We start from the raw sequence: 16510 nt of genomic DNA on the forward strand, positions 1-16510 counted from the left end.
TGCTTAGTTTACCGGGGGCAGTCTCTTACCGGGTACGGCCTTTACTGTAGTGCTGCCCAAGACGCCACAGGCAGAAGGCTAGGGGAATAAGTAGCCCTTGAATAGTGCCACTAAAAACGGCCAGCGCAACCACCCCAATCTGAAAAGCAACGGTACTCGCAGCTACCAGAGGCTGAACCGGAACCACTAATCCCGACGGCAGGGCAACGACAAGGCTGTAGTCGTATTCCTGTAGAGGGTCAGTCTCTCCTAGCGCCACGGCAATCCCGAAAAAGAGAGCAGCACCCGTAATAATGCCCGGAAGCTGAAAGATGATGGTCATTGCCACGGCATAGATTACCGTAGCAACACCAGCGCCCACGATAAACCCCAACAAGGTTGAAAAATAAGGAGCTGTAAGCCACTGCCGAAGAGGCAGCTGGGCTGACCATTCCCGCGGTAGCCAGCGGTAGAAGAAGGCAATCAACCAGACACCTACAATCGTTACGATACCGATGCCAGACGCTCCGAAACCGACCCCCACAAAGATTCCCAGAGGGATACTCAGTAGGGTAATGAGAACGAGCGGGGCCAGGCTATCAGCTAAAGCAGCCAGCGATAGAAGGTAAGGACGAGAGTTCACAAGCTTTCTGCGGAAGGTACCGCCCTGCCCACCATAGTAGCGGTAACCCTGTGCTCCGCTGAGATTACGGACGGCGTATAGAAGCAGCGTGCTTCTCCCAAACCCCTGAGTAGCAGCAACCCGTTCCAGAGGACTATTCTGAGCTGAAATAACGAACACAAGAGCTACAAGTATTCCGAGGGACAGAACAAGCACTCCAAGACAGTAGATTAAAGCAACGTTTGCGCTTATGACTGAATCGGTGGTCGTAGCGATGAGCAATAGAAGACCCGTAACCGCTGCCAGACCTGCCCAGGCCAAAAGAAACTTTAGCCGTCCCAGTAGCTGCGCCGCAGCCATACCGTGCAGCATAAGCACCCCAAACGCGACAGCGCCCAGTGCCGTTCCCACCAACCAAGTCACCGAGAGCGGCGCAAAAATAGTCGCTAGCATTACGGAGAGCAGGACCCACGTGCCTAAAGCAACCCATATAGCCCGAAAATGCCAGGGATTACGGCTGGGATATGAAAGTCCAGAGTAACGCCAAAAGAGGTCAGCCGGCGAGTAAGCCAGCGGTCCCAACTGATAAAAGAGCCAGACTAGCCCAGCTCCAGCAATCAGCAGACCGCCCATAAAGAAACCGGGCGCTTGGAAATCTTCTAATGTGAAATATAGGTAGGATCCTCGAACCTGACGCAGGGAGACGCTGAATGACCCTGCAAGAGCAAGCCAGAAAACCAGGTAGAAAAATACCTTATAGACCGCACCGAGCCGATACCCTAACGTCCTGAGCGCTACCATGCGTTCTCGGCCGCCAGACCCAGCCCATCAGTCTCCAACGGAAACACCAAATTTTTAGTTCCTGGCAACGCGTTAAGCTCCGGGTCATGTGTGGCTATACAAACCGCTGCCCCAGCAGAGACTGTAGACTCCGCCCACTGAGCAATCCACTGCACTCCAGCAGTATCAAGACGCTTTTCTGGCTCGTCCAAAAAGTAGTAACGGGCAGGACGGAGCAACAAGGACGCAAGGCGGGAGCGTTGCTCCTGGCCAGAGCTCAGGGTGTGTGGTTCTCTGTCATAAGCCTGGGGTACTCCAAGTTCTTCTAGCGCCTGACGCACGCTCATACGCTGAGAAGAAGCCATTCCCAGCTTTTGAGCGATTTTAGGGCCTTCATCGGCCAGTATTTCAAGATGCTGCCCTACGGTTAGGCCGGGAAGCCACCCCAGCGCGTCGTTGAGCCCAAAAACCTGTAAACGGAAGGCCTCAGACGCAGAGGTCACCGGTGCCCCATCAATGAGCACCTGCCCTTCGGTTAAATCTTGATGCAGAAGAAGACAGCTCATGAGGGTCGACTTACCGGAACCGTTAGGGCCAGTCAAAGTGTAATACACTCCTGGCTCCAGCGTGACAGAAGCACCAGAGAAAATAACATTCTCGTCAAAGGCTTTGGACCCCTGATTTAGTTGAAGCGCAGGAACCTTTGTAGGTAAACCCATCAGTTTCCTATCTCAGTATCGGGCAGAGGTAGGAGCTCATAGGGCGGTAATTGCGAAGACGTATCGGAGGCTTTCCCGGCGTCCGCAGACGTCGGCGCAGGTGCAGGCGCAACCCCTAGCTGAGCCAGGCGGATAGCCAGGGCGCGGGCGACCTCGGCGTCCGCGTTATGCACCGCGGTGGGCAGGGTTCCCCCGGCGACCCGCAAGGACAGGTGGGCCAGCCCAGCCCGCTTCTGTAGGGGCCCCTGGCTCAGTTCAAGGCTCTGCACCTTGCTGTGCGGGACGAAGGAGAGACGACGCACCCAGCGTCCAGATCTCACCAGCAGGAGCAGGGGTGTTACCGCAAAGCCGTTGCGGCGGTAGGTCAGGGGGTCAAACCAGCGGGCAGACGCCGGGGAGACTGTAAAGCCCTGATCGGTGCCGCTACCTGCCAAACCGGCCATGAGCTGGGCAGGCGAAACACCGCCGTCCTGCTGGGCCGGCACCACCAGGGGGAGCACCCGCATCACGTCATCAAGGGTGCCTACCGGGAGCAGCTCACCGGCAAACTCACCCTGTCCCTCGCCCTTACCGAGCAGGGTCACCTTGACCCGGTACCAGCCGGTTATACGCCAGAGCAAGGGTTGCTCTACCGAAATACGCTGGACGCGCCCCTCGGGTAGGGTCTGGGTGGTGGTATCGGTAAAGCCAAAGCGGGTTTTCAGCCCGTCCGGGCTGGTGGAGAGCGAAAAGTTAAAACCGGTGTTAAAGCGCTTCCAGGTGCTCGAGACGATAGCCAGGATAACAGCCGCGTTCGAGGCAAATATAGCGCCCAAGGACATCTCTGCCCAGAGCATGAGGCCGCCCAGGCTCAGCAGGAAGAGAAGACCCACAAGCCAGCCCAGGCTCAGCACCATGGACCCTAATAACCGCGCTACCGGTACCTTGACAATCAGCTGCTCGCCGGCGTCCTTAACCCCCAGAAAATTCTCGGTAAGATGGTCACCCAGGCGGTCTGCCATGTCGCGGTGGGCGGGCTGGTCGGCAGGAGCGGACGCCGGCGCCGGGGAGTCTGCCGCATCGGCTTTGAGGGTGCGCACCCGGGCTAGAAGCTGCTCGCGCAGGGCGCGGGCGTCGGCGTACTTGAGGAACTGCACCCGCAGGGCAGAAGAATCGCCGTCTGCCACGTCGAATTTAAGCTCTGCCAGGCCCAGCAGGCGGGCCATCAGGGGGCGGTTGACGTCGATAGACTGCACGCGGTCCAGCCGGGCCTTGCGCTCGGTTTTGAAGAGCATGCCGCTCTTGATGTAGACATTGCGGTCATCGACGGCAAAACGGTAAAAGAACCAGGTTGAGAGGAAGGGCAGTAACAAGATGAGGAAGAAGACGGCCAGCACGCCCAGGAACCAGAAGCCCCCGAAGATGCTCGTCCAGGAGAGAAGGACGGTGTCTGGCGGGCCGCTCTGCCCGAGTTCGCGCAGGTCAAGGGGTTCTTCCCCGGTGAAGAGGTCGTCGACCAGGTTGTTAGCGATGGTGTAGACGAACACGACGATAATCAGCCAGGCCCTCACCAGGGGTGAGAGCGGGTGGGCACGACGCCAGGTGAGGGCGGCTTCTTCGCGGGCGGTGATATCGGTGGAAACCGCCGGTGATTCTGAGGTGGGTACCTGTTCACTCATTTAGAGGCCTGCCATTCTGGCATCTGACAGGTCGGTGAGAACCTCGCGCAGCTGGTCAGCATCGCTCTTGGCCAGGCCCGGAATGGTGATGCTGTTGGCCGCGGTTTTTACCTCGACGCTGGCCAGGGAGAGCGCGTTTTCAAGGGGACCGGAGGAAACATCGACGTACTGGATACGGCCGTAGGGCACGGCGGTGACCGAGCGGAAGAGCAGGCCAGAGCGCTTGAGCAGGTGGTCAGTACGTTCGCTGTAGCCGATTGCCTGCACCCGGCGCTTAACCAGCACCAGAGCCCACACGCGCCAGATAAGCACCAGACCGAACAGACCCCAGTAGGCCCAGGGCGCCCAGTTCCAGCTCTCCACCACAAGCGTCATGATAAGCGGCAAGGACGCCAGCCCCAAGAGAATGACAGACCAGACGAGAGAGGTAATGAGCTTAACCCGAACGTACTTGGGCGAGACCCGCTTCCAGCTGACCTCGGGCAGATCTATAGTCTGCTTGCCCAGGCCATCCAGGTCGAGCGGGGGCAGGGTAGGTGTAAATTGCGGCTCGTTCATGGTGCTCTCTCGTTACGTATACATGTCAGGGTGTGGTCTACACCATTATGGCACGGAGATGAGAAAGCTAAACCAAAGGTTACCTTATGACGAGGCGTCCGGCTTATTACGAGCCAAGGGGCCGGTCTGCGGGCGGGCCCCGCCGACCCCACCACCGGCGTCCTCATCCCCCGGAGGAATCTTGCACCAGTTCTCGGCGACGATACCGGCAACCAGCATCACCAGTCCGCCGGCTAAAGCGACGGAGCTTTCCACCAGCGGTTGCTCCGAAGCACGGGAGGTCAGCAGACCCAGCTGGTAGACCAGGATAGCCACCTGCCAGCCGGTCACCAGGGCGCCGGTGAGAGCCAGGGCCTGAGCGAAGACCGCTACACGGGCGGCCATGAGGGGGTTCATGGAACCGGCGTTCTTACGAGTCTCAACCCGGCTGAATTTGAGCACCTGCCGGGCGAAGTAGAGGGCCAGGGAGCCGAGAATCAGAGCCGCTACTACGGTCAGGGCGGGCAGGGAGAGCTCCGGTCCGCCAGAGCTCACGCTCAGGAAGTTCAGTACAGCACCGCTTGCAACCCCGACAGCCGCTAGGAGGGCAAGGGCTCGGCTTCGCAGTTTCACGCGCAGACCACCGGGGCGGGGTGGAACTCGCGGATGCCACCGGCGTCCGCGGCATCATCTGCCAGCTGGCGCACTGATGAACCCAAAAGGAGGGCAGCGGGGTCCATACGGGCCCAGGGTTCCAGAACAAAGGCCCGTTCAGCAGCCCGCGGGTGGGGCAGGGTGAGGTCGGGGTCGTCCATCTCAAGTGAGGCGATATCGATGATGTCGATGTCGAGGGTGCGCGGGCCCCAGCGGACGTCGCGGGTGCGGTGGTGCTTCTGCTCAATCTGCTGGGTGTATTCCAGTAGCAGGAAGGGGCGCAGGCTGGTCTCAATCTCGACCACCATGTTGGCGTAATCGGGCTGGCCAGCCGGGCCGCCCACGGGAGCTGTAATAGCGATAGGGGAAATCTTGGTTACCGCGATTTTCTCGTGGGAGCAGATATCACCAATCGCCTTGATGAGGGTGTCTTCGCTATCGCCCAGGTTAGAGCCCAGGGCAAGGATCGCTTTAACCGGCATGCTTCTCCCTAAAAATCGTCACCGACACATCAGCGAAGGTCACCTCGATAGGGGCCTTGGGCTTGTGCACGGTTAGTTCAACCGCGAGCAGGGGGAACTTCTCGAGCACAGCGGCAGCGATACGCTCGGCCAGGGTTTCGATAAGGTCGAGGGATTCACCGGTCACGATTTCGCGGATTACCTCTGCTACTTCGGCATAGTTGACGGTGTGCGCGACGTTGTCGGTGGCGGCAGCCTGGGTGAAGTCCGTGAACATGGTGATATCGACGAAGAAGGGCTGCCCGGTCTGCTTCTCAGAGTCGAGTACGCCGTGGTAGCCCACGCTACCCACGCCAGTGAGCGTAATGCGGTCGGTACGGGAGTAATCTCGTTGGCCCGACGATGAGCTGTGATCGTGCATGGTCACCTTTCACCGAGTCTGGTTCACCGGTGGTAGTTCAGGGTTGAAGCGCCGGTGCTTTGTAGCCATTATCCACGCCCCGGGGGCACTGCTCAGTGACCGCTGCGTGTGCCCTTAGACATACCTAAAGACAGCCTCACTCGGGTATTTGCTGGGAAAAGCGGTAGTTAAGCGGGCCTAAAGTACGACCTCTAAAGCGCTTAAAGTCACAAAGACATTTTCATTTATGACGCTTCTGTGTCGCACCCGGCTACAGCCCAGCTGCCCCTAGCGGGCGGACGCCCGCCGCCAGGCTGCGCGCACGGCCAGGGCGTCGGCGGTTGCCTGCACATTATGCACGCGCACGGCCCAGGCCCCTGCTTCAGCTGCCATGACTGAAAGAGCCGCGCTGGCGACGTCCCGTTCGGTTGCCGCTCGCTCAGTAACCTGCTCTGCCGGCAGACCGGAGGCTGCGGCGTCCTGCTCCTGCAAAAGCCGGGCGATAAAGCGTTTGCGGGAACCAGCCACCAGCACCCGGTGCCCCTCAGCTGTCAGGGCCTGCAGACCCGCTAAAATCTGCCAGTTTTGCTCCCCCTGCTTGGCAAAGCCGGGGCCGGGGTCAAGAATAATTTGTTCGGGTGCCACTCCCCCGGCCAGCAGTCTCTCGCGCAGGGTAAAGAGCTCGCTAAAGACCTCACCGGCAACATCGGTGTAGACGGCCTGAGAGTCCATGGTGATGGAGGTACCGCGCGAGTGCATGAGAATGTAGGGCACACCCAGCTCAGCGACGGTCTCAATCATGTCTTCGCGCAGGCTCATCCCGGCAACATCGTTGATAATGTGGGCCCCGGCGGCGACGGCAGCGCGGGCGGTTTCGGGGTTGAGGGTATCAACCGACATGACGATATTCTCGGCGGCTAAAGCTTCGATAACGGGCAGGACGCGGCGCTGCTCCTCAGCCAGCGGCACCCGGGTAGCGCCGGAACGGGTGGACTCCCCTCCCACATCGATGATGTCTGCCCCCTGGGCAACCAGGGCCTTGGCGTGCGCAACTGCCGTGGCGGCGTCCGCGTGCAGACCCCCGTCAGAGAAGGAATCGGGGGTGACGTTGAGAATACCCATAATCAGGGTACGGTCGGTCGGTAGATTCTCGTAGGATCCGTGCGCGTGGGGAAGAGTCATGAGAAATCAGGAGGCGTTGATCAGGCTCATTGCCTCGGCACGGGTAGCGGGATCGCGCAGGGCCCCGCGGACGGCACTCGTCACCGTCTTGGTTCCCGGCTTCCGCACCCCGCGCATAGACATGCACATATGTTCAGCCTGCATCACCACAATCGCACCGGTGGGCTGCAAATGCTCTTCGAGAGCCTCAATCACCTGGGTAGTCAGACGCTCCTGTACCTGGGGGCGCTTAGCGTAGACATCCACCAGGCGAGCCAGCTTCGATAGGCCCGTCACCTTGCCATCACCGCCAGGGATATAACCGATGTGGGCGTGCCCGAAGAAGGGCACCAGGTGGTGCTCGCAGGTCGAGTAGAAAGGAATGTCCTTGACCAGAACCAGCTCGGAGTGGTCAATGTCGAAAGTGGTACCCAGAATATCGCCGGCGCTCTGGTGCAGACCGGCAAACATCTCATCGTAGGCACGGGCTACGCGGGCCGGGGTATCGAGTAGGCCGTCACGATCGGGGTCCTCGCCGATAGCCAGCAGAATCTCACGGACGGCTGCCTCAATACGGGGCTGGTCAACTGCCATTAACGGGGCCCTCCCAGGGGATCAACGTCGGGGTTACCCGCGGGACCTGCGGCACCGGGGTGGGGGTTACCGGGATCCATGGGGTCCACGGTGGGCTGCTGAACGATCGGCTCTTCAGCGGCAGGAGCCTCATCGGCTTCTGCCTTAGCTACCTTAACCGGGGGAAGAGCAGAGGGCTCGCGGTTGGACTTGGAGTACCAGTGGTCGCGTTCGGGGCGCTTGCGCACGCCCGCGAAGATTTCTGCCAGGTCGTTCTCGAGCAGGGTTTCCTTCTCGAGCAGGGCCAGGGAAAGGGCATCGAGTACATCGCGGTTATCGCGCAGAATCTCGTAGGCCTCATCGTGGGCCTGCTCCAGCAGGGCGGCGACTTCCTGGTCCACCAGGTAGGCCATCTCGTCAGAGAAGTTGTTGCCGCCGCCAGCACCGCCACCCAGGAAGGGGTCGGATTCCTTGGCAGCTAGACGTACTGAGCCGACCTTGGCGCTCATGCCGTATTCGGTGACCATCTTGCGGGCAGTGTCGGTTGCCTTCTGGATATCGTTGGATGCACCGGTTGAGGGATCGTGGAAAATCAGCTCTTCGGCTGCGCGGCCGCCCATGGCGTAGGCCATCTGGTCCAGCAGTTCGTGGCGGGTGGTGGAGTACTTGTCGTCCTGAGGCATGACCATGGTGTAGCCAAGGGCACGGCCACGCGGCAGAATCGTAATCTTGGTGACGGGTGCTGAGTTGCGCAGGGCAGCTGCAACCAGGGCGTGACCGCCTTCGTGGTAGGCGGTGACGGTGCGCTCGTGCTCGCTCATGATGCGGGAGGAGCGCTGGGGGCCTGCCATGACGCGGTCAATAGCTTCGTCGATAGCGCGTTCGTCAATCACGTTGCCGCCGTCGCGGGCGGTGAGCAGGGCTGCTTCGTTCATGACGTTGGCGAGGTCAGCACCGGTAAAGCCGGGGGTGCGCTTGGCGACGGAGGCCAGGTCAACGCGGCGGTCAATGGGCTTGCCGGTTGCGTGCACCTCGAGGATGCGCTGGCGGCCCTTGAGGTCGGGGGCATCAACGCCGACCTGGCGGTCGAAGCGGCCCGGACGCAGCAGGGCGGGGTCGAGCACGTCAGGGCGGTTGGTTGCCGCGATGACGATGATGTTAGAGGTGCCGTCGAAGCCGTCCATCTCAACCAGCAGCTGGTTGAGGGTCTGCTCGCGCTCGTCGTTGCCGCCGCCCATGCCGACGCCACGCTGACGACCTACGGCGTCAATTTCGTCGACGAAGATGATAGCGGCCTTGTTGGACTTAGCCTCCTTGAAGAGGTCGCGCACGCGGGAGGCGCCCACACCCACAAACATTTCAACGAAGTCAGAACCGGAGATGGAGTAGAAGGGGACGCCGGCTTCACCGGCTACGGCCTTAGCGAGCAGGGTCTTACCGGTGCCGGGAGGGCCGTAGAGCAGTACGCCCTTGGGGATCTTGGCGCCCAGGCGGGTGAACTTTTCGGGTTCGGCGAGGAATTCGCGGACCTCTTCGAGTTCTGCTAGGGCTTCGTCAACACCGGCAACGTCGGCAAAGCGCACGGTGGGGTTGTCTTTGTTGAACTTCTTAGCGCGGGACTTGGAGAAGTTCATAATCTGGTTGCTGCCACCACCCATGCGTGACATCAGGAACCAGAAGAGGGCCACCAGGATCACGAAAGGCAGGATGAAGGACAGCATGGAGGTGAACCAGTTGGTCTGCACCGGCTGATCGGTGTAGGACTCAAGGTTGGCATTGTCCATGGCCGCGACAACGTCGGTAGCGCGGGGCTGTACGTAGTAGAAGCTCACGTTCTTGCCCTGGTTCTCACCGGCGGCGTTCACGTAGTCTTCCTTGAGTTCCAGGTCTACGCGCTGGTCGCCGTCGAAGATTTTGGCGCTGACGACTTTCTCGTCATTCAGCAGGCTGATACCCACGTTGGTATCAACGCGGGTTGAGGCTGCTAGGGAGTTTGCGAAGATCATGGGCACGGCAATGAGAACTGCCAGCAAGACCCAGAACCAGGGCCCTGAGATGAGCTTGCCGAAGAACCCCTTTTTCTTGGGGTCGGGGGTATTATCCGTATTCTGCACAGCCGCGCCTTCCACAAAAATAACGGGGCGGGGCGCCGTGTGCGCCCCGCACAAAGGTAGCCCCAGCACCCGGCGGTGGGTGCAGGTGGGCCTAGACCTATCTAATGTACCTAAAGTTGCTGGGTACTCGCTTAATGCCTCAAGGTTTTCACCTCAGGGCTAAAGCACCGGCGGAGGGGAGTCTGCCAGGGCTCTCTGACGCGTGCTCGCTGTTTAGGAGTAGACGTGGGGGGCCAGAGTGACGATGCAGTCCAGGTTGCGGTAGCGCTCGGCGAAGTCCAGGCCGTAGCCGACGACGAATTCAGGTTCGATATCCCAGCCGACGTACTTGACCTCAACATCGGTCTTAACGCTCTTAGGCTTGCGCAGCAGGGTGCAGATTTCGACCGAGTTAGCGCCGCGGGAGACCAGGTTCTGCTGGAGCCACTTAAGGGTCAGGCCCGAATCGATGATGTCTTCCACAATGAGCACGTCGCGGCCGGTCAGGTCGGTATCGAGATCCTTGAGGATGCGGACGACGCCGGAGGACTTGGTGCCCGAACCGTAGGAGGAAACTGCCATCCAGTCCATGGTGTAGTGGGCCTTGAGGGCGCGGGAGAGGTCGGCTACGACCATGATGGCGCCCTTGAGTACGCCGACCAGCAGTACGTCGCGGCCTTCGTAGTCCTTGTCGATTTGGGCGGCAAGTTCCTTAATCTTGGCGTCGATTTCTTCTTTGCTGAAGAGAACGTGCTTGATGTCGTTCTGTACGTCGAGTGCGTCCACGGTTGATCGCTTTCTGCTGGTTCAAAGGGTGTGCGCTCTGCCCTGTTGGGTAGGGCAAAGCGCGTGTTCACCTTTAAGTATGGTTTATGGGGTGGTGTTGAGTAAAACGATGAGGCCGGTTTTCTTGAGGTTGTAGCTCTGACCTGCCCGGGTGATGGTGGCGCCGGGGCGGCGACGGTAGGCCGAAATGTGCCCGGGCAGTTGCAGGGGACCCGCCACGGAGTATTCGGCGGCAAAAGCGTCCAGGGCAGCTAATCGCTCAAAGCCCGGGGCGATACCCCCGGCTGCTTCAAGGGCAAGGGCGAGGACGCGGGTGCGTAGGGCCGGGTGCAGGGCGGCAAGCGCGGCGCGGTTGAGCAGAACCATGTCCCTGCTGGGCTCTACCCCGAGCAGGCCCGCGATATCGGTGCCTGCGGGGGCGAGGGCGTCCGCGTCCACTAGCACTTCGGCCAGGGCCTGGCGGGCGGCGGACGCCAGGTAGTCGGCGTCCGCACCGGCGATGGTCGCGGTGCGGGCCAGGGATACAGCTACGCCGCCGCCCAGGTGTTCTTCGAGGTAGGGCAGGACGCTGTGGCGCACGCGGGCGCGCATGAGCGACTGGTCGGTGTTGGTGGGGTCCTGCCAGGGGGTGAGACCCGCATCAGCGCAGATCTCTTCGATGTCTGCCCTGCGCAGGGTGAGCAGGGGGCGGATGACCCGCACGGGGCCGGCGGGGTGGTCTTCGGTGCGGTCCACGGGCATACCCGCCAGGGAGCGGGTACCGGAGCCCCGGGCCAGGCCTAGCAGTACGGTTTCGGCCTGGTCATCGAGAGTGTGGCCCAGGGCGACGGCGTCTGCCCCGGTGGCGGCCTGGGCACGGGCGAAGGCACCGTATCGGGCGGTTCGAGCGGCCATTTCGGGTCCCTCTTTACCGCTCTCAACGGTCACTTTCTCGACCAGTACCGGGCCAAGGCCCAGCTCACGCAGGGTTTCGGCGGTGCGCTCGGCGACCTGAGCCGAGCCGTCCTGAAGCTGGTGGTCCACCACCACCGCACCCACGCGTACGTCCTGGCGCCGGTTAAAGTGGGCCAGCAGAACCGCTAAGGCCAAGGAGTCGGGGCCACCTGAAACGGCAGCCAAGACCAGGGGAACCTGCTGGGTCTCCGGTCCTGGGCCAGGGCGTCCTGACGAACCGGTAGGCGCCACCGTACCCGCCCCAAATACCTGCTCCAGCACACCGGCGACCTCGCGGCGGGCAGCTCCCACCAGGGGGTTCAGACGGGTTTTACGCTGCTGCACTAGTTCTTCTCTTCCTCTAGGTCTGCGCCCAGTACCCGCTCAATCCAGCGGGAAGGGGTGTGAATTTCGGCTACGGTAGGTAGGTTCTCGGGAGCCTGCCAAATACGGTTGAAACGCTCCATGCCCACTTCGTCGATCACGGCCTGCACAAACTTTTGGCCGTTCTTGTACTGGGCCATCTTGGCATCCATACCCAGCAGCTTGCTCATAAAGCGGGGGAAGAAGCCCTGGGTCTGGCTGCGGCGCTCAAAACGGCGGCGGATGGTTTTAACGGAAGGGACGATGGAGGAATCAACGGCGTCCATCACCACGTTGGCGTGACCCTCCAGCAGGCTCATGACGCCGGTGATACGGTCCAGCAGTTCCTTACCCTCGTCGCTGAGCAGCAGGGCGGCGCCGCTAGTGGTAGCCTCGGGGCTAGCCCCGGGTGCTTCCTGTTTCTTCATGCCCCGCACCGCCCCGGTAGCGGCAGCAGCAATGCGCTCAGGCAGGTTTTCGGTGGTCTCCCCCAGCTCGCGGCCCAGGCGATGCATGAGATCCAGCAGGTAGTCGCGTAGCCAGGGGGCAGCGGCAAACTGCACCCGGTGGGTCTGCTCGTGCAGGGCAACCCACAGACGGAAATCCGCCGGGTCAAGGTTCAGCTCTTCTTCCAGCTTCATCAGGTTGGGAGCCACAATCATCAGACGGCCGCCAGGTGCCCCGTGGCCAGCCAGCGCCGCGTAGGGGTCGTACTGGCCCAGGACGCGGGTAGATAGGAAGGCCAGCACACCCCCAATTTCTGCCGCCCCGCCAATCTCGGTCACAGCGTGCTCGGCATCAGAGAGTTTAGCTAAGCGCTGGCCCAGCACCTCTTCGGCGATGGGGCCCAGCATAACCTCAAACGACTGGGTGTTAGCCTTCACCCAGGTAGCCCTATCAACAACCAACAGCTCAGAGTCGTGCAGGTTCTCAGCCGCAGCCAGCTGCGTAATAGCGTGCACATGGTCAACAGCAGCGGTTGCCGCATAGCGCATCTCTTCAACAGCCCGCCGCTTAGCCGCGACCTTAGCACGCGGGCCAGCCGGAGCCAGCACACCGGCAATCTTATGGGCTAAAGAAAAATTCAGAGGCAAGGAAGATGAGCTCATGCCACCCCACTCTACCGGCTCCTAGCCACCCTAGCCTACCCAAGCCGCCCACCGGCGTCCGCACCCTTAAAGGGGCGGAGGCTGGGCCCTGTGCAGGGCCCAGCCTCCTATCCCGGTGGGGGCACTAGTTAGCTTTCGCTACCCCACCAAGTCTTTAGTTCTCGTCTGCTTCAGCTTCAGCAGCGGACTCGTAGTGCGACTTCTCAAAACGCTCCTGAGCCTCAGCTACCAGCTTCTCAGCGAAAGCGCGGTCTTCCCAGCCCTCGCCCTTAACCCACTTGCCGGGCTCCAGATCCTTGTAGCGCTCGAAGAAGTGCTTGATTTCTTCCTTGAGCTGGTCAGCGACATCGCCGATTTCCTGGATGTGGTCGTAGCGCTTATCTGCGGGAACGCACAGAACCTTGTCGTCGCCGCCAGCTTCGTCGGTCATACGGAAAACACCGATGGGGCGGGCTTCAACCAGCACGCCGGGAACAACGTCAACATCAAGAATAACCATGGCGTCGAGCGGGTCACCGTCTTCGCCCAGGGTGTCCTCAAAGTAGCCGTAGGCGGTGGGGTACTGCATGGAGGTGAACAGTACGCGGTCCAGACGCAGGCGACCGGTTTCGTGGTCAATTTCGTACTTGACGCGTGAGCCGCGGTTAATTTCAATCGTGACGTCGAGTTCCAAGGGGAACCTCCTGGTTGAGTGGTGTGTTTGACCCGCGCTGCGCGCGAGTGGTTCGGCATATTAGTCTAACCGAGAACCGGCAGACTGTACCCTTTTTACAGGGCAGGCGCGCCAGTGTCACCCGTATTACATGCCTCTGCTTCCAAGGTCAGGCATATACCCTATATAGAAGGACCCCTTCGCCCAAGAGCTAACCTGTGGAGGTTTCATGGCCACTTCTCACCGACGCCCCCTGACCGCCTGGCTGGTTACTGCCCTGCTCGCAGCCGGGTGCGCAGCAGCAGGAGCCTGGGCTGTACCGGCCTGGCAGGAGGCCCAAGACCTTCGCGAAGCCTCGGTAGCCCCCGATATCACGGCCTCGCCGGTTGCGGTGACAGAAGCAGGCACCGGTGCTGCCCCCGATTCAGCTGCCCTGAGCACAGAGCTCGATAGCGTCCTTGACGGTTTAGGCCAGGGAGTTTTCTCGGCCCAGGTTCTTGATGCAGAAACCGGCCAGAGCATCTACTCCCGTGAGGCCCAAGCGAGCCGAACCCCGGCGTCCAACATGAAGCTACTCGTGGACTACGCCCTGCTGACCACTGCACCGCAAGCCCGCTTCACCACGTCCGTCGACCTCAACGACGACTCAACCCTTACCCTGGTTGCCGGCGGCGACACCCTACTGGTGCCAGGGCACTCCGACCCCACCGCGGTGATGGGGCACGCCGGTATCGAGACCCTAGCAGAGCGCACCATCGAGGGCCTTAAAGAGCAGGGCATCAGCGGCAAGGCCCTTACTCTCAACCTGGACACCACTATCTTTTCCGGCAGCTCCCTCAACCCCGAATGGGCCCAGGAAGATATCGACTCCGGCTTCATCAGCGCTGTTACCCCCCTCGCCTTTTACTCCCACTACTCCCCCACCAGCGACGGAACCGCATCAAGCGGCAGCCGCCCCAGCAACGCCCCGGCAGAAGTGCAGCAGGTGCTGGTAGAGGCTCTCAATAGGTTAGGAACGGACGCCGGGCTCACCTTCACCGCGGGCGAGCAAGTTGCAGCCCCCAGCAGCGGACGCGAGATTGCGGCCGTACAGTCAGCCACCGCCGCAGAGCAATCGGCCCTCATGATGCAGGAAACAGACAATTCTCTGGCAGAGACTCTGGGGCGCAACCTTTCTACCCTCACCGGCGGCGACGGCTCTAGCCAAGGGGCAATAACCGCCGTGCGCGAGGCTCTCTCCACCGCAGGGTTACCCACCAACTACACCCAGATGGACCTCAGCGGCCTTTCCATGAACAACAAGGTCAGTAACGAACTGCTCACCAGCATTGCCCTGCGCGCGGTCAAGGGAAACACCAGCGAACGCCTCGCCCTGCAGGGTCTACCGGTAGCCGGCTACAGCGGAACCTTGGGCCTCGCCAGCCGTTTCAACGATGCTGACGAAACCGGTGGGCGCGGGGTCGTCCGGGCTAAGACTGGAACCCTGAACTCCGTGCTGTCCCTCACCGGCTATACCGTCACAGAATCGGGGCGGGTAGTAGTCTTCTCGATTATCATGAACGATCTGGAAGACACCGAGGCAGCCAAAAACACTATCGACCGGTTTGCAGCTGCTCTCAGCAACCGGTAGATATAGATAAATATAAAGACGGCGGCTCCACAGGTGTGGAGCCGCCGTTCGTGTCGGTGTCTAGGTGTCGGCGCCTAGAAGATAGTAGTTAGCTTACCCAGGTACCGCGAGCCTGGGTCCAGTTAATGGTGGTGCCGCTTGAGAAGGTCACACGGGTAACACCGTCAATCCAACGAACCTCGTCGGTGACAGGGAAGCCCAGTACAGCAGGACCGCCAAGGGCGTACCAGCGAGCTGAAATAGCGCCGGTCTCGATAATGGCTCGGGCACCGGTTGAAGGGGTCCAGTAGACCGAGGTAATGACGCCGCCCTTCACAAAGTCCTGGCGTATGCTGCCCCAGAATTCATACTCAGAGTTCATGGGGTAGCCCCAGTTACGCTCAAAGTCACTGCCCGCATAACGGCCACCGATAGCACCAGGCCAGTAAACATCTTGAGCTCCAGTGGTGGGAGACCAGTAGATTGTACGGCCCTTGGCGAAGTTCTGAATGATGCCACCGTTGATTGATGAGAAAGCCGCGCCGGTAGGAAGACCAAAGAAGTCGGCGCCGCCCCTGGATCGGTAGTGGCTCGCAAGCTTGTCACCCACAGCATAGGTGCCCACCTGAGACGACCCGTTAGATAGGGTATTGACGCCTGTGATGGTAGAGACATAGTCGTTCGGCCCCTTGCCCGCTTCGAAGCGGTAGATACCGACATTACCCAGCACGCGCCAGGGCAGGGAGGTGCCGTGGCCGTAGCAGAGACCGATAGCCATAACATTTGCCTGGGGAGCCAGAACGGCCTCGCGGTGCGGGCGCGAGCTCTTCCAGAAGTTCATCAGCTGGTTAAGATCATCGTTGTATGACAGAGCAATGACTTCGCTGACAAAGCTGTAGCCCTGCACCTTGGGGTTACCGTAAAACTCGGTACCATGAGAGTAGGATCCGGCCCTGAACTGGCGGGCTGCCTCGGCATCCATGATGGAAGCGATGGTTGCCGAGTGCTTTACAGGTGCCAGACCGTTCTGGATGCGGTAGGCATTAATGAGGTTAAGTAGAGTCTGCCGATCGGCTGCACGCTGGGCTGCTGAGACTGTGCGAATATCTGATGCAGCGGCAGTCGCAGCAGTCATAGCTGATGCAGTAGCCAGACCGGTTAGGGTCAGGACGGCAGCCTGACGGCGAGTGGGCCGAACAGCTCGTGTGGTTTCGAGAAGGCTCTTCAATCGTACTCCTGAGGTTCTAGTGGTAATGAGCAAGGGGGATTGCCGAAAACAACTTTATAGAACCGTGACCTATTTTTGATCATTTTGTGATGTTTTTTTGGGATTTAATTCAGGTCTGATGATCGACCGAGAGTTGCAGAATCTCCCATTCATTACATACCCGCAAGCCAATCGCAGCAAGCAAGCTCCGCGC

The 16510-nt window shown here is 60.7% G+C and carries 16 protein-coding genes; 1 reads left to right on the top strand and 15 read right to left on the bottom strand.

Annotation, left to right across the window (positions count from 1 at the left end; translation table 11 throughout):
• Window positions 1-25 precede the first annotated feature (25 nt).
• The 14 genes from L6963_RS07780 to L6963_RS07845 all read right to left on the bottom strand — a co-directional run bounded on the left by L6963_RS07780 (window position 26) and on the right by L6963_RS07845 (window position 13501).
• Window positions 26-1402, bottom strand: coding sequence for a hypothetical protein (locus L6963_RS07780; RefSeq protein ID WP_237205602.1), 1377 nt, complete (start codon window positions 1400-1402; stop codon window positions 26-28).
• Window positions 1396-2100: an ABC transporter ATP-binding protein gene (locus L6963_RS07785; protein WP_237207306.1), complete on the bottom strand. Its 705-nt coding sequence runs from the start codon at window positions 2098-2100 to the stop codon at window positions 1396-1398. The genes L6963_RS07780 and L6963_RS07785 overlap by 7 nt, the downstream gene beginning before the upstream one ends.
• On the bottom strand, window positions 2100-3758 hold the full coding sequence (locus tag L6963_RS07790) for a PH domain-containing protein (RefSeq protein ID WP_237207307.1): 1659 nt from the start codon (window positions 3756-3758) through the stop codon (window positions 2100-2102). Before L6963_RS07790 ends, L6963_RS07785 begins: the two co-directional genes overlap by 1 nt.
• Entirely contained in the window at window positions 3759-4316 is a 558-nt protein-coding gene (locus tag L6963_RS07795) for a PH domain-containing protein (RefSeq protein WP_237207308.1), read from the bottom strand.
• An 84-nt stretch (window positions 4317-4400) separates the two neighbouring features.
• Window positions 4401-4928, bottom strand: a complete 528-nt coding sequence (locus tag L6963_RS07800; protein ID WP_237207309.1) for a DUF3180 domain-containing protein — start codon at window positions 4926-4928, stop codon at window positions 4401-4403.
• Window positions 4925-5431, bottom strand: a complete 507-nt coding sequence (folK, locus tag L6963_RS07805; protein WP_237207310.1) for a 2-amino-4-hydroxy-6-hydroxymethyldihydropteridine diphosphokinase — start codon at window positions 5429-5431, stop codon at window positions 4925-4927. Before folK ends, L6963_RS07800 begins: the two co-directional genes overlap by 4 nt.
• Entirely contained in the window at window positions 5421-5831 is a 411-nt protein-coding gene (gene folB / locus L6963_RS07810) for a dihydroneopterin aldolase (protein WP_237207311.1), read from the bottom strand. The genes folK and folB overlap by 11 nt, the downstream gene beginning before the upstream one ends.
• 267 nt (window positions 5832-6098) lie before the next feature.
• Window positions 6099-6992: a dihydropteroate synthase gene (gene folP, locus L6963_RS07815; RefSeq protein ID WP_237207312.1), complete on the bottom strand. Its 894-nt coding sequence runs from the start codon at window positions 6990-6992 to the stop codon at window positions 6099-6101.
• 6 nt (window positions 6993-6998) lie between these two features.
• Window positions 6999-7565 (bottom strand): GTP cyclohydrolase I FolE, encoded by a 567-nt coding sequence (folE, locus tag L6963_RS07820; protein WP_237196337.1) that lies wholly within the window; start codon window positions 7563-7565, stop codon window positions 6999-7001.
• The gene (ftsH, locus tag L6963_RS07825) at window positions 7565-9658 is read right to left on the bottom strand and encodes an ATP-dependent zinc metalloprotease FtsH (protein WP_272878932.1); all 2094 of its coding nucleotides are present in this window, start codon (window positions 9656-9658) and stop codon (window positions 7565-7567) included. The genes folE and ftsH overlap by 1 nt, the downstream gene beginning before the upstream one ends.
• Window positions 9659-9871: 213 nt before the next feature.
• Window positions 9872-10423: a hypoxanthine phosphoribosyltransferase gene (gene hpt / locus L6963_RS07830; protein WP_185173992.1), complete on the bottom strand. Its 552-nt coding sequence runs from the start codon at window positions 10421-10423 to the stop codon at window positions 9872-9874.
• Window positions 10424-10507: 84 nt separating this feature from the next.
• Window positions 10508-11701, bottom strand: coding sequence for a tRNA lysidine(34) synthetase TilS (gene tilS, locus L6963_RS07835; RefSeq protein WP_237207313.1), 1194 nt, complete (start codon window positions 11699-11701; stop codon window positions 10508-10510).
• A complete protein-coding gene (locus tag L6963_RS07840) occupies window positions 11701-12828 on the bottom strand; it encodes a zinc-dependent metalloprotease (RefSeq protein ID WP_237207314.1) in 1128 nt (375 codons plus the stop codon). Before L6963_RS07840 ends, tilS begins: the two co-directional genes overlap by 1 nt.
• A gap of 154 nt (window positions 12829-12982) precedes the next feature.
• Complete coding sequence (locus tag L6963_RS07845; RefSeq protein WP_237207315.1) at window positions 12983-13501, bottom strand: inorganic diphosphatase; 519 nt, start codon at window positions 13499-13501, stop codon at window positions 12983-12985.
• Window positions 13502-13709: 208 nt separating this feature from the next.
• On the opposite strand from L6963_RS07845, the gene dacB reads away from it, so the two are divergent.
• A complete protein-coding gene (gene dacB, locus L6963_RS07850) occupies window positions 13710-15110 on the top strand; it encodes a D-alanyl-D-alanine carboxypeptidase/D-alanyl-D-alanine endopeptidase (RefSeq protein ID WP_237207316.1) in 1401 nt (466 codons plus the stop codon).
• A gap of 88 nt (window positions 15111-15198) precedes the next feature.
• On the opposite strand, the gene L6963_RS07855 is transcribed toward dacB, so the two are convergent.
• Window positions 15199-16317 carry a CAP domain-containing protein gene (locus L6963_RS07855; protein WP_237207317.1) on the bottom strand — a complete coding sequence of 373 codons (1119 nt, stop codon included), beginning with the start codon at window positions 16315-16317 and terminating at the stop codon, window positions 15199-15201.
• Window positions 16318-16510: the final 193 nt, after the last annotated feature.

Origin of the sequence: Rothia nasimurium (genome assembly GCF_928392795.1) — a bacterium.
GTDB lineage: Bacteria > Actinomycetota > Actinomycetes > Actinomycetales > Micrococcaceae > Rothia > Rothia nasimurium_F.

Excerpts from the sequence above, each read along its gene's own strand:
- L6963_RS07780 (WP_237205602.1), bottom strand. The coding sequence starts at position 1,402 with ATGGTAGCGCTCAGGACGTTAGGGTATCGGCTCGGTGCGGTCTATAAG.
- L6963_RS07785 (WP_237207306.1), bottom strand. The coding sequence starts at position 2,100 with ATGGGTTTACCTACAAAGGTTCCTGCGCTTCAACTAAATCAGGGGTCC.
- L6963_RS07790 (WP_237207307.1), bottom strand. The coding sequence starts at position 3,758 with ATGAGTGAACAGGTACCCACCTCAGAATCACCGGCGGTTTCCACCGAT.
- L6963_RS07795 (WP_237207308.1), bottom strand. The coding sequence starts at position 4,316 with ATGAACGAGCCGCAATTTACACCTACCCTGCCCCCGCTCGACCTGGAT.
- folK (WP_237207310.1), bottom strand. The coding sequence starts at position 5,431 with ATGCCGGTTAAAGCGATCCTTGCCCTGGGCTCTAACCTGGGCGATAGC.
- folB (WP_237207311.1), bottom strand. The coding sequence starts at position 5,831 with ATGCACGATCACAGCTCATCGTCGGGCCAACGAGATTACTCCCGTACC.
- folP (WP_237207312.1), bottom strand. The coding sequence starts at position 6,992 with ATGACTCTTCCCCACGCGCACGGATCCTACGAGAATCTACCGACCGAC.
- folE (WP_237196337.1), bottom strand. The coding sequence starts at position 7,565 with ATGGCAGTTGACCAGCCCCGTATTGAGGCAGCCGTCCGTGAGATTCTG.
- L6963_RS07840 (WP_237207314.1), bottom strand. The coding sequence starts at position 12,828 with ATGAGCTCATCTTCCTTGCCTCTGAATTTTTCTTTAGCCCATAAGATT.
- dacB (WP_237207316.1), top strand. The coding sequence starts at position 13,710 with ATGGCCACTTCTCACCGACGCCCCCTGACCGCCTGGCTGGTTACTGCC.